General features: G+C 35.7%; 10 protein-coding genes. 1 reads left to right on the top strand and 9 read right to left on the bottom strand.

Translation table 11 applies throughout. The features are described from left to right. Positions 1–9 precede the first annotated feature (9 nt). Positions 10–3,621, bottom strand: a complete 3,612-nt coding sequence (locus tag MKY80_RS07865; RefSeq protein WP_107921805.1) for a dynamin family protein — start codon at positions 3,619–3,621, stop codon at positions 10–12. A gap of 264 nt (positions 3,622–3,885) precedes the next feature. On the opposite strand from MKY80_RS07865, the gene MKY80_RS07860 reads away from it, so the two are divergent. Next, positions 3,886–4,308 carry a DUF4183 domain-containing protein gene (locus MKY80_RS07860; RefSeq protein ID WP_089985083.1) on the top strand — a complete coding sequence of 141 codons (423 nt, stop codon included), beginning with the start codon at positions 3,886–3,888 and terminating at the stop codon, positions 4,306–4,308. A gap of 491 nt (positions 4,309–4,799) precedes the next feature. On the opposite strand, the gene MKY80_RS07855 is transcribed toward MKY80_RS07860, so the two are convergent. The 8 genes from MKY80_RS07855 to MKY80_RS07820 all read right to left on the bottom strand — a co-directional run bounded on the left by MKY80_RS07855 (position 4,800) and on the right by MKY80_RS07820 (position 13,929). Further along, complete coding sequence (locus MKY80_RS07855) at positions 4,800–5,693, bottom strand: hypothetical protein (protein WP_342532462.1); 894 nt, start codon at positions 5,691–5,693, stop codon at positions 4,800–4,802. Between the two features lie 286 nt (positions 5,694–5,979). Then, positions 5,980–7,065, bottom strand: a complete 1,086-nt coding sequence (locus tag MKY80_RS07850; RefSeq protein ID WP_008176373.1) for an EAL domain-containing protein — start codon at positions 7,063–7,065, stop codon at positions 5,980–5,982. A 250-nt stretch (positions 7,066–7,315) separates the two neighbouring features. Next, the gene (locus MKY80_RS07845) at positions 7,316–9,052 is read right to left on the bottom strand and encodes a methyl-accepting chemotaxis protein (RefSeq protein ID WP_043990122.1); all 1,737 of its coding nucleotides are present in this window, start codon (positions 9,050–9,052) and stop codon (positions 7,316–7,318) included. 96 nt (positions 9,053–9,148) lie between these two features. Further along, a complete protein-coding gene (locus MKY80_RS07840; RefSeq protein WP_008176376.1) occupies positions 9,149–10,591 on the bottom strand; it encodes a HAMP domain-containing sensor histidine kinase in 1,443 nt (480 codons plus the stop codon). Then, positions 10,584–11,246: a response regulator transcription factor gene (locus MKY80_RS07835; RefSeq protein ID WP_008176378.1), complete on the bottom strand. Its 663-nt coding sequence runs from the start codon at positions 11,244–11,246 to the stop codon at positions 10,584–10,586. Before MKY80_RS07835 ends, MKY80_RS07840 begins: the two co-directional genes overlap by 8 nt. Before the next feature lie 228 nt (positions 11,247–11,474). Then, positions 11,475–11,786, bottom strand: a complete 312-nt coding sequence (locus tag MKY80_RS07830) for a hypothetical protein (protein WP_008176380.1) — start codon at positions 11,784–11,786, stop codon at positions 11,475–11,477. A 31-nt stretch (positions 11,787–11,817) separates the two neighbouring features. Beyond that, positions 11,818–12,501: an ABC transporter ATP-binding protein gene (locus tag MKY80_RS07825; protein ID WP_043990124.1), complete on the bottom strand. Its 684-nt coding sequence runs from the start codon at positions 12,499–12,501 to the stop codon at positions 11,818–11,820. 12 nt (positions 12,502–12,513) lie between these two features. Continuing rightward, positions 12,514–13,929 carry an ABC transporter permease gene (locus tag MKY80_RS07820; protein ID WP_107921800.1) on the bottom strand — a complete coding sequence of 472 codons (1,416 nt, stop codon included), beginning with the start codon at positions 13,927–13,929 and terminating at the stop codon, positions 12,514–12,516. Positions 13,930–14,098: the final 169 nt, after the last annotated feature.

Raw genomic sequence — 14,098 nt, 5'->3', positions numbered from 1 at the left:
GGAATCACCTCATGCGTATTGTAATTGTGCGTAAATCGCTTTCCAAGAAGCTAAACGGCTTTCTTCTTGAAGCGCCAATCTTTCTGTTTCTATTTGCTCAAGCGCTTGATGATAAATATATAAACGTAATTTTTCTGCTTCCTCTGCAATAAATGTAATCGCCCATGTCATGAGAGAAACTTTCTGTGCATCTAAATAATCCTGTGCATCTGGTTTTGTCAATGTTTCTAATGCCTCGCTCAGCTTCACTTTTTCATTCTTCTCAAAGAAAGCTTTTTGATTGCGGAAGTGAGATTTTACGCTCGCATATTTCGAAATCTCACCAAATGGACCTTCAAAATCAAGTAAATTTGGCTCAGAAGATTCAAATGCTAAGAACGAGAAGCTACGGTTAAGCTCTTTTAGCTCACGTACTTCATCTTTAAAGCGATGCTGCATTTTCTTGCTAATAAACTGTGATAAACGGAAGTTTGTAACACGCATTTCCTGTGTAAAGTCGAAACGTAAGCTTTGCATTACTTCCTTCAATGCATGCTCCAATGCCTGCTGTGCTGGCATTGCCGCAAATGTTGAAGGATTATACCCTTCCTTAAAGAATTCAGGGTAACGATAGTAGACACGCTGTAGAACATAATAGAGAAGCTCATCAAGCTCTTGCTTTGTCTCACTTTCCAGCATACTTGTATTCAGCACACTAAACTTCGATTGAACATGCTTTTCAAGTACTGTTAATTCCTCTAAACGCTCATCCTTACGTTTTAGGTTTTCCTCTGTTTGCGCAATTAAGTCCGCTAAACGTTGCTCTGTTTTATCAACTTCCTCCGCAAGAGCCTGCACTGCTAATGCACTCAATTCATCATTTAAGAATGTATGGAAGTCATTTTCAAACGGTGGCATACCAGATACTAAGTCTGAACCTTCTACCTTTTCATTTAACGCTAGAAGACTTGATACACCGTACAGTCGTGGGAATCGAATTCCAAAACGCTGTAATTCTTGACGAACATAGCCTTTTACATCTTCCTGCTCCTCATCTGTTGTCGCTAAATCAATTGCATTTACAATAAAGAACATTTTATCCAGTTCAAATGCATCTTTTACACGACCAAGCTGAATTAAAAACTCACGGTCAGCTTTGGCAAATGCATGATTATAATACGTAATAAATAGAATGGCATCCGCATTCCGAATATATTCAAAAGCTACACCTGTATGTCGAGCATTAATGGAGTCTGCTCCTGGCGTATCCACCAATGTAACGCCCATGCGTGTTAATGGACTATCATAATAGAAGTCGATATTGTCTACAAAGCATGATTTATTTTCTTGTGCAACAAATTTTTCAAATTCAACGCGATCCACTCGAATAATAGTTCCAAGCTCAGACTTGAATGATGGATACCCCTCTTTATAGGCACGAATAAATGATTTGTGCACATTTAAACGCTCATCTGTCAACTGGACAGCAAGCCCTTCGTCAGCACGATTATACGCTTCCTCCAATGAGTGGACAGATAAGCCAATCGCTGCATACGACCCTTGAATATCCTCTAACATTTGTTCAGCTGTTTTAAGCTGGACATCGGCCGTTTCATGAGGATGCTCTGGTGTAACTGGACGAATTTTATTGATAGCTGCGGTTGTTGGGTTTGGCGATACAGGTAATACCTTCGCTCCCATCAATGCATTCGAGAAGGATGATTTTCCAGCACTAAAAGCCCCAAACAAAGCAATCGTAAAGTCTTTTTTCTGTAGGCGTTCTACTTTATTTTCTAGATATTGAGCAACTTCAGCAAAACCTTGTACTTCTTTTACAGCATTGGCGGTATGCAGAGCACGATTAATCACACCATCGATTGGCAGACTCGTCGCACTAACAGTTTGCTGCGCTTCTTCCTGCTGAATGACTTGTTCTTTTGGTTGTAGCATGGACTCATCAAACAAACGAATCTCTGCTAAATCCTGTTTAAAGGAATTTTCCCAATTTGTTAGCTGCTCATTCGCAACCTTGCGGATTTCATTGCTCGCTTGATGCATAATGGTCGCACTATATTGTTGGTAGCCTTCGATTTCAAGTACAGCCTTAATAGCATCCACTTTATCCTGCATGCCTGCCATCTTTAACTTCGAAGGAGCCGCTGTTTCAGTTGCCACCGCTTCTAATGTTGTCGCTTGTGCTTTTTTCCAGCTATCTGTTTCCTGAATAAAATAGCGCTTTGTTGCCTCTGCCACACGGTTGGCAAAGTTTAATACTGCGTCACCTGTTAACAATGCTCCTGTTTGAACTTGCTGTTCAATTAATGCAAAAGGCAAATCAAATGGATAAGCATCAATAGCTGACGCACGTTCTTCATTTAAGGCACCGACGTCCTTCAATGCATTTTTCATAAGACCCTTTAAATGCCCTGTAATTTGCGCATGGACAACATTTTGATAGGCACTATAAGCATCTTCTTTACGACGGTTACGCTCTTCCTCTGTTTTTTTCTTCGCAGTAAAGAGCCCTCCTACCTTAAAGCCCTCCTGCATACTTTCTAAATAAAGACGTAAGCGATCACGTAAGTCAGCTGGCATAATGGCAGCATTGGCAAGCAATTCTTTTCGCTGCTCCTCAAATGTTTCGTTCCACGCCTCGACAGAGAACAGCTCTACCTGACGATTTAACTTGTTGTATTGCTCTAAAATATCTTGGTGGTTTGCCCAGTCATCTGCACTTAAAATCTCTTCATCTAACGCTAGACGATCCTCTTTTTCTTCTATTAAATAATTGTCATGCTCGCTTTGTAATAAACGCAATGTATTTGTTGCTGTTTGGACAAGCTGATCCTGCCAATCGTTCATACTATCCATCACAATTTTCTTGACGGCTTCAAAATCGTTATGTGGGTGGTCAGGCTCTCTCAATGATGTGAAAAATACACCTTTCGGCACAACGCCCCACGCCGCAAAGGAATTATGAACAGTTGCTTTAAACTCTTCAAAGCTCAACTCATTTTCTTTATGCTTATCAATCATATTAACAATCAAATAAACATTTGGATTATATTTCATTAATTGCTTCGTGAATTGAAAATTCAACTCCGATTGCACATGGTTGTAGTCCATTGTATAGAATACGATATCGGCAATATGGAGTGCAGATTCCGTCGACATACGGTGTGCATCATCTGTGGAGTCTACTCCAGGTGTATCCATCACGGTAACGCCAAACGGTAGTGTTGACGCACTATGACCAATTTCAATTTGAGATACCAAATCCCCATTTTTACTAAGCTCTTTGACCGTTTTAAAATCATAGCCTGCCTCAAATTTAACAGGCTTTTCATTGTGCATATAAACAATCGCAAAGTCTTCCTCTGATTTATGCACTTTAACAATATTTGCACTTGTTGGAATCGGACTTGATGCTAATAAATTCTCGCCAGACAGCGCATTAATCATACTCGACTTCCCGGCTGAGAAATGGCCTGCAAACCCAATCACATACTCTTTTTGCTGAATTTTACGAGCAAAAAGTGATGTTTTATCCATGCGCTCCGTATCACCATTATGCTGATATATTATGTATTGCAAAGCGGCTTGCTTTAGTAGCCCCTCCAATTGTTGATCAAAATCTTTCATGAAACCAGTAACCCCTTTTTCGTTAATTATTCATAATTAGTATTCTACCTTATTCAACTAGCAAAGTATAACACTAATTTACGGTAAAAAGCATGTATGCCAACGCTTCTATCCAACTAGTATTTATGAAAAAAGCATGGTTGTCTGAAATAATCTTTATCGAATGATAGATGCTCAACTAGATTGAATTTTATTTTCTTCATATTTTATAGTAACTGAATTCGAGGCAAAGGTTAAATTTATAAGAATGGAGTGTGATAACACATGGTCAACCCTAAGCATGGTCAAATAAGTAATAAAAGCTGTGATTGTAGCAATGAGGATCGATTTATTTGGCCCCGTATAAAAGCCTCTTATGGTCCAATCGTCCCTCCCACCGAAGTTGTCCCAGAAGGAGTAGTCATTCCAACGATTAACAGATATTTTTACATTTTAACAAGCGATCTTGATTTAACAAACGGAGCAATCCTACCCGCTACTCTCTTTTGGAATGATCAGACAGATCCCATTACTGAATTCGTGATTTTTTCACCAAATGGCTATGTCAATTTGTATATTAATGCTGTTATGCAAGAGGGCGGTATTTATACACTATCAAACACGGCCTTAACCATTACTCCTTACGATGGCACATTATTTAGAGGAACGCCCATCATAATTGAATCATTAGGCTTCACCATAAAATAAAGACCATAATGGGCGTAAATGAATGGCATTTCTATAGTCAATTATTTTTTGTAAGGAACGGGTATTTCTAACAGATAGCTGTTAAAAGTTTGTTTCTTAGTTAGGACAGCTGAAAAAAACCGAAAGCTCCAATCCATCATCTATTAGATTTGGGTTGAAGCTTTTTTTACGTGACTATCACAAAAGGGTTTTAGGGAATGAGTATGATTATAGGGGAAATAGCAATTCATATTTGTCGGAACGCTGCAAACAGTAGATTTTCTTATAACGTTCACTGATGCAATGAACTAGTTGCATGATTGTCTTATTATGCGAAATTAAATATCCTACACATTAAAAAGCACCAATACATGTAAAAAAACTACGAATGTATCGGTGCTTCTGTATTCTTATTACTATATTGTCACTTTTACTTTTATTTCTTATATATTAGGTTGCCTGTTACTTGGTTTATAATGGAGAGTTTCTCTACTTTTGAGGTTTCTTGAAAGTTACTTTACAGGTTTACTTGCTGGCCCACTCACTTTATTTTTATCATCCTTCAACCCTAGCGCTTCATCAAGTTGCTTCATCGCTTCTTCTTTCGTTAGTGTACCCGCTTCTACTTGGTCAAAAATGGTTTGCACCTTTTCTTTTGAAATTTCATTAGCATTCGATGGTTTACTTGTAGGTTTTTTATCTCCGTTCAACCCTAGCACTTCATCAAGTTGCTTCATCGCTTCTTCTTTCGTTAGTGTACCCGCTTCTACTTGGTCAAAAATGGCTTGCATCTTTTCTTTTGAGATTTCATTAGCGTTCGTTGGTTTACCTGTAGGTTTTTTATCTCCATCCAGCCCTAGCACTTCATCAAGTTGCTTCATGGATTCTTCTTTCGTTAGTGTTCCCGCTTCTACTTGGTCAAAAATGGCTTGCATCTTCTCTTTTGAAATTTCATTAGCGTTCGTTGGTTTACCTGTAGGTTTTTTATCTCCATCCAGCCCTAGCACTTCATCAAGTTGCTTCATGGATTCTTCTTTCGTTAGTGTACCCGCTTCTACTTGATCAAAAATGGCTTGAACCTTTTCTTTTGAGATTTCATCAACGTTCGATGGTTTACTTGCAGGACCACTCACTTTATTTTTATCTCCCTTAATGCCTAGCGCAGCATCAAGTTGCTTCATAGATTCTTTTTTTGTTAGTGTACCCGCTTCTGCTTGATCAAAAATGGCTTGCACCTTTTCTTTTGAAATTTCATCAAAGTTCGTTGGTTTACTTACTTGACCTACCACATATTCACTTTTCTCACTCACTTGAGTTGGTGCCTCTGCTGCAAATGCAGACCCCATCGTGGATAGTGCGAATACGGCACCTAAAGTAGTAGCAGCTAATCTCTTTTTCTTTTTCATGTTTTTATTCTCCTTTTAAGATGTATTTTGTCTTACAGGTTTTATAATAGAGGCAGTATCTGTAGTTCATATGGTAATAGGGTGGAGAATTTCTAGAGATTTCCTGGAGATTATCTGGAGTTCCCTTCTTTCTTATTGTTCACCTTCACCACAACTAATAGAAAAGGTTTTATACAGCAAAAAACGCCCCCCATCAGGGGATTGCGTTTTTTTGCTGTCGTTTTATTTTTCTAAATATCCCCTTCATGTCGACAGGGTATTCTTTTGTTGTCGTACTATACTTAGTCTAGCAATTGTCATTCATAAATTTCGTCAATTCATTTATTGTTAGTGGTTTTGATATGTAATAGCCTTGTATTGAATCGTATTGGGCTTCAGATAAGGTATTAAGCTGCTCAACATTGTCTACACCTTCTATTATTACTTCTAAATCTATGGCCTTGATAATATTTGTCAGCAGCTCCATTACCTTTTTATTTGATTTCCCACTAATAAACAACCTATCTAGTTTCACTCCATCAAGGGGCAGTAAGGACATATATTGAAAATTCGAGTTTCCAGAACCAGAGCCGAAACCATCAATAAATATAATATGACCTCGATCACGTATAATTTTTAGATTTTCACTAGCTTCTATCCCCATTATAGTTTCCTCAGTTATTTCAAAAGCAATTCGGTTATTGTTAGTAATACCAATTTCATCTAGATGTTCGATTAACCAAGTAATATCTTTGATTAATGGCGCTGATAAATTAATAGAAACATAAACGACTTCATTATATCTACTCAATAAATCAACAGCTTTTTTGATAATATTCTTGGTTAATTCTATTAAACTTTCTATATTTAAAATTGGAATACATATACCCGGAGAGATAGAACCCATCTCTTCCCACCGCCATTTACTTAGTGCTTCAAAGGATAATTGCCTATTATGGTGTAATATCGGTTGGAAGACTATTTCAAACTCTTCAGTTACTAAACCTTTCTGTGAATTACACTCTTTTAGTTCATCGCTAGTTATGTTTTGCAAATAGACTTGTCTAACGTAATTTAACGCAGGAAGTTTTCTATCTTGGACATATAGATAGTGTATCTTTAAATATTCAATATTTGATAGTTCTTGACTAATTAAACGAGCTTGGGACTGAGCATGACAGACTAATAGAAATTCCTTATCAAATACTCTATACCATTCCACTTTTGGTTGATACAAAGTTAGCTTTCTCCTAACCACATCTATACATTTAGAAAGGTCCAAGTCATGCCAACTGATAATCGTAATGTATACTATTGTGAAAGATTTTTTATGTTCAATACTTTCTAATACAGATTTTCGATTTGATTCAAATAATGTCATACCGGTCTCCATCCTAATTCCTCCAATAGGGTCGTTTCAACCTCCATCTTTTATCAAAAAATTACTATTATATTATTTTATAAAGCTAATCTGTAGTCCATATGAATGTCGTGTGAAGTTTATGTGGAATATCAATGGATACCATTTTGAACTCTATTAAAAATAGCTAACAAATTTACGTGTTCATAAATTTGTTAGCTCAATATTCTTTTTACCATAAGAATATGTCTCTACTTTTATAAACCTTACCAAATATAATGATTCATTCGTTGGTTTTAAAGTTTGATACTAGATTTTGAAGCTCCTGAGACATCTCTGCTAAAGAACGAGAAGCAAATGTCATCTCAATCATAGTAGCAGACTGTTCTTCCGCTGCTGCAACAACCTGTTGTGTGTAACTCGATGACTGATCGGTAACATCTTTGGTTTTCAGTATTTCATTTACTAAAATCTCTGTATTAGCATTAATTTCTTGAATTTCCGTAGAGACAGATGAAAGTTTATTGTTAATCATGTCTACATCAGCTGCTATTTCATCAAATGTTTTCCCAGCGTTTGCAACATAACGTATACCCGTTTCAACTACACTTTTTCCTTCATTGACAATTTGTACTGTATTTTGTGTATGAAGTTGTATTTCACCTATTAGAGTAGAAATATTATTAGCTGCATTTCCTGATTCCTCTGCTAGTTTTCTAACTTCATCAGCTACAACAGCAAAACCTTTCCCTTGCTCCCCTGCGCGCGCGGCTTCAATCGCTGCATTTAAAGCAAGTAAATTGGTTTGTGCTGCAATGCTAGTAATGACATTAATAATTTCACCAATCTCTTGTGATTTACTTTCGAGCAATAGCATGGCTTTATTTGTCATTAAGTTCTGTTTATTTATTTGATTCATTTGTTCAACGGACTGTGTAATCACTTCATTACCAGAAAGAGAGACTTTAGAGGTTTCAATGGATAGGTCATTTAATTCTTTAATATTTTTCGTAATTGCTGTAAGACTCGATGATATCTCTGTAACGGAATGATTAGCTTCTTTCATTCCAACCAGTTGCTTTTCTTGTCCTGTAGAAATTTGCTGAATAGCCTTCGTAATTTCATCTGAAGCCGTGCTTGTCTGTTCACTACTCGCAGTAAGTTGTTCAGATGTAGCCGCAACTTGTTCGGCTGAGTTCGAAACGGTTTCAATCATTCCTCTTAAATTTGTAGTCATCGTATTTATTCCTGTTGCTAATATACCTAACTCATCCTTATTTTTAACGTTTAAATACGTAAAGGTTAAATGTTGATTGGCGATCTTTTCAACTCTGTCAGTAATCATTTGAACTGGAATGGCTAAATGTCTGGAAAATAAAAATATAACGATTACACCTATTAAAATACTGATACTAAGAGTAGTGATAATCGTGTATTGAATTAAATGAATGCCATGATTAAATGAAGCCATGAAGCTACTAGCGCTTACCACCCAACCCCAGTTCGGATCAATAGCAGAGTAGGCTATTTTATCCTCTTCTGCATCAGGGTCGTTGGGCATTGCTCTAGCGTAATATGTAAAATCCCCGCCATTTTGTGCTGCGTTTATCATATTTTGTACCATATAAACCCCATGACTATCGACACTTTCCCACGCATTTTCTCCTTCTGAGAATGGATGAGCAATCCTATCTCCATCCGCTCCGTAAATGGCAAAATAGCCGTCCTCACCTAAATCAACATTTGTCGTTATTTCACGGGTACCATCAGTTCGTAAATCCCCAATTAAATTTTGTTTTACTTTCTCTTGGGCTTCTTCTAAAGTTATTTCACCAATTTGAACGGCATAATTCATTGAATCAATTAATTGAAGTGCCATTTCTACATTATTTTTTAGCATCCTCTCTCCCAAATCATCCAAGTGCTTGTTAGCAGAATTATAACTGCTCACGCCTATAATTAAACCTGGAATTAATAATAGGCTCAATGAAATAATAATTAACTTTGTTCTTATCTTCATTTTCAGTCGATCTCCTATCTAATATAAGACTCAATAAATCTAATTACTTTATTGAGTCATCTGTGTATGCTTTTGAGACGCCAATCTTCGTACCATTTATTTAATTTGAGGAAATGTAACTAAAAATCGAATGCCATTTTCAACATTATTAAAAGAATAATTTATAGAGAGTGATGTAAATATTTGCTTGACGATATATAAGCCTAATCCACTCCCACCCGTGTTCCTATTTCTTGATTTTTCGAGTCTATAAAAAGGCTGAAATAATTGTTGTAGTTCCTCTGCTTTAATTTGTACACCGGTATTAATGACTTGGATTTGAATTTGATTTTCTTTGGAATCCTCCGTCAATTCTAAATAGACTGTTTCTCCTTGTGGTGAATACATAATTGCATTATGGATAATATTTTTAAATGCTTTTTCTAGTAAATCATTATCTGAAAATACGTAAAGATTCGGGGGAATTTTATTTATAACAGTAATCTCCTTTTGAGATGCAAAAAAAACGAGGTCTTTCATTATCGTCTCAATTAAATTTGAGAGATTTGTTTCTTTCATTTGGATTTTAAATATATTTTGTTCTAGTTTGGACATACTCAAAATTTCACGGACAAGTTGTTCCATGCCCTCTATAATTTTATGGTTTTTTTCTAAATAGAAGTCACGATTTTCATAAGGTCCGATATTATAAATCATGCCTTCTATATATCCCTTCATTACAGTGAGTGGAGTTTTTAACTCATGTGCAACTGTAGCAAAAAATTCCCTCCGTTTTGTTTCGATTTTTCTTTCTCTTTCAATATCATCTTTTAATTGTTCATTGGCTATTCGTAAATCATCCATTGTTTTTTGCAAATTATTCGACATCTCATTTAAACTATTAGATAGCTCCTCCAACTCATCATTAGAACGAACTACTATATTTTCTGAAAAATCGAGATTTGCCATCTTTTGTGCACGTTCATTTATATAGAGAAGTGGTTTTGTAATGAACCTTGAATATAAATAGGCACTGCCCAAGCCAATACAAACAACAATGATACTTATATAAGGAAGAAAACGTACTAAAACCTGAGAGGCCTCATCGATGGGTTGAAATGTCGCGAATACAGTAACCATTAAATTACGTTCATTCAGAAATTGTATGGGCAAGGAATGACTAAAGGCATTAACATTTTCTTCATTTTGTGATGTTTTTCCGGTAATAATGGATGATTGCGTATTTCCTTGAAAATTAAAAGAAGGCGAATAGATAATATTTCCGTTCTTTTCTTGTAGGTAAATGATTGCATTATTTTCTTTGGAGTACTCATCCAAAAGCTCTTTAGCTTCTCTTACTGTTAAACTCTTAGATTTATGAATTATTTCTGCTATGCCGGATTGAAGCTGATTTGTTTTATATTGCTCGTAGAATGTTGGAAGGAAGAAGTATAAAGTTAAATAAATTAAGACCGCAAACGATAGCAATATAAGTGAAGTAATCATAAAGAGCTTATAGGTTATTTTTTTCATCTTCATGAAGTTTACAATCCTATTCATCGATTTTGTATCCGATACCCTTTACAGTTTTAATATAGGGTAAATTTAATTTTTTTCTTAAGTTTTTTATATGAGTATCAATCATCCGTGTTTCTCCCGAATAATCGTATCCCCAAACTTTTTCTACTATGATCTCTCTAGTGAGCACTTTTTTTTCATTATGGAGTAGTAGTTGTAAAATTTCGAATTCTTTTGTAGTTAAAGGTATTTCCTCCTTATTTACATAAGCTTTATACCCGTCACAGTCGACATTCAGTTCATTAAAATTTAAATGATTACCCCAATTTTTATGATTGCTTCTTCTAAGAACCGCTTGTACTCGTCTGATCAGCACATGAAATGAAAACGGCTTAGTAATATAATCATCAATGCCAAGATCAAAGCCTTTCATTTGATCTTGTTCTTCTTCTAACGCAGTTAAAAATATAATGGGTATATTAGATTGATTGCGTAGCATTTTGGCCACTTCAAATCCATTGAGATTCGGCATCATAACATCAAGGAGAATTAAATCAAATGATTGTGTATTTAATCTTTTTATTCCCTCTACTCCATCAGATGCCACCTCAATCGTATAATTTTGTGTCATCAAAAACTGCTTAATTAATTCTTGAATTTCTAAATCGTCTTCTACTACTAAAATATTATAGTTCATTAAGATATCCCCCCTAGTTAGCCATTATAACCACGCAATCTGTAGTTTATGTGAAGATACCTACATTATTTCCTAAAAAATTTCATATGAATCCTACGATCAAAGTCATACATCCATATCATAAGAACAACATAACCTTCAGGTACAAAAATCCCCAAAGATTCATAGGTTAAATTTACAAATCTTTGGAGGTTTTATGTTGTTTTTTACGATAATTATGAAAGAAAATTAATACGGAGATGTTGAACCTTGTATACTTTCTTCTGAATGAGGTGTGGATGGATCCCACTGCTCAGGCATTTGTCCACCAGATTTTGATGTGAACTCCTCCCATTGTTCTGGGGTCAGTTTACCTCTCGGTTTTGGAGATTCCGAATCCCCCTGAGCCGGATTCCTTTCATCTAAATACGAATTATAACCCTGATACATATTGCTTTCATTGTCACCTAAGTCACCATTGAAGGCCACTAAGTTAGTAAGCATTCCTATAGCTATACCAATAGAGACTAAGCCTAATGAGGTTACTATTTTTGTCCACATTTATACCACTCCCATTCTTGGATTAGCTAAGTTACTTATTCAGATTTTCACAAACTAAATTGCGTTTCTTAAGGTAAATAATCTTATCAGATTGTTTGGCTACTTCTTGTGAATGCGTCACAACAATAATACATTTATTTTCTTGATGGGCTAATTCCTGAAATAGTTCAACGATTTCAGCCGAGGTTTTCTCATCTAAATTACCCGTCGGCTCATCCGCAATTAATAAATCCACATCACTAGATAATGCTCGAGCAATAGCTACACGTTGTTGTTGACCACCACTAAGCTGTAAAACCTTTCTTTTTGCTTCTATTTCGGTCAAGCCTACCATTTCTAATAATTCGAGAGCTCTTTTCTTTTTATCTTTTACTTTAACCCCTGTAATTTCCATTGCTGTTACTACATTTTGAAGGGCCGTCATGTACGTTATCAGATTATAGGATTGAAAAATAACCGAAACAAATTTATTTCTATATTTATCCAAACCAATTTTTCTTATATCTTTTCCCTTATAGAGCACATGTCCTTCCTTCGGGTTATCTAAGCCACTTGCCAAACTAAGTGCTGTTGTTTTTCCTGAGCCTGAAGGACCTAAAACGCTATAGAAACAGCCTTGCTCAAACGTAAAATTCACATTCTCTAGTAAAGTATTCTTCCTGTTATTACTTACATAATAATAATATAGGTTTTTAAATTGTAATATTGTGTCCATATGGGACTCCTCCTACTCATCTTTTAATAGTATTTCTTTTGGATTTAAGCGAAGAATGGATAGTGCTGGAAGAAGCGTCGATAATATGGCAATTAACAGTCCTAATCCACCTAACTTCAACACATCTTGTGAAGTTATACTTACATCAATATCATCGATAGGCTCCACATCATTATCTTGCTTATTCATCATGCCAAATGAGAATCCTAAATTATTAGATTCTTGTTGATTTTCTTGAGAGGCAATAACCTCTTGCTGTAATAAACTATCTCCCATTTTTTGAGACACTGTCTCACCTGTAATTGTAGAAATACCAAATGCTAGTAAGGCTATACATAATACTTCTACTAATAGTTGGCCAATTAATTTTCTCTTTTTCTCACCGATTGCTAAGAGTATGCCTAATTCTTTACGTCGCTCTTTTATGGTTAACATAATAATAAGAGCTAAAATAATTGATCCTGTAATAGATACTAAATAGACCATCCATTTTGAAGTAGCAGCAATATTCTCAATAGGACCAACCATTTTCTGATATAAAGCATCATGTGCATCTAACTTGAACAAATCAAAATCGATATTGCTTTTCTTTGCGTCGGTTTTGAAATCTGCTATATTTTCTGGATCATTTAAGTAGTAGATAGCTTCATTAATGACTGAATTTTTTTCACCGCTCTCTTTCGTCGAGTCATAATTTGTGTATAGTTTGTTAGATGGATGCATCATAGCTGGTAAATTTTCCTCGAAGTCAGTTATACCAGAATTTTTATATACTCCTATTATTTCCAACTCTACTTCAGTCGTCCCTTCCATTGATTGGACCTTTATCATATCGCCAACTTGAAGCTCGTTTTGTTCTGCTAATCGCTTTTCAACTAGCACTACTTTCCTATTCTTATCCTCAGGTGTAATTGAACGACCTTCCATTATTTCATGTGTTCCATCCGTAAATTCTTGCAATAATTCAGAACTTCTCACACCTTGAAGAAACGTATTAGGCATTTTCATATTTCCAGAGACACTACTACCAACTGCACCGCTTACCCCATCATCACCTTCAGCATCGTTAATAGGTGTGTAATCATCTGCTACAACCATGTCACTTTTAAGATAGTTATAGTCTATTACATATGGTGATTTAGCTAACCGATCTGCATCATCTGCAAAAAGCTCAGGGTGTTGTATTTTTCCGTTTGGATTTTCTTGTCGCTGCTTTGCCACGTTTTCCATAAGCTTTTCTTCATCCATTCGAAGACTTACGTCTACACCTAATGTTTGTCTAGCATGGTCATTCGCCTTCTGTGACACATTTTGTATGGCGAAGCCGGCTAATACTAAATTGGAAACTACTAAAAATACTGTAAATAATATAATCGATTTCCCTTTCCTTGCCTTCACACTTAAAAATGCACGTTTGATAAAATTCATTTCCTTACCTCCTTGGTAGTTCAAATATATTTGAACTATCTGGAGTTAATATGGAGTGCGTGAAAACTTTATCTAGAGAATTAAGGGGGTTTATGTGAGTCATTTACTAAATTCTCAAACATGAGCTGCTAAACACGAAGTAACATACCCAGTTCTACTGTTAAGTCAA

The sequence above is a fragment of the Lysinibacillus sp. FSL R5-0849 genome, from assembly GCF_038595075.1.
Classification (GTDB): domain Bacteria; phylum Bacillota; class Bacilli; order Bacillales_A; family Planococcaceae; genus Lysinibacillus; species Lysinibacillus fusiformis.
The sequence above is the reverse complement of the archived record's forward strand: the minus strand, read 5'-3'. Positions and strand labels throughout refer to the sequence as shown.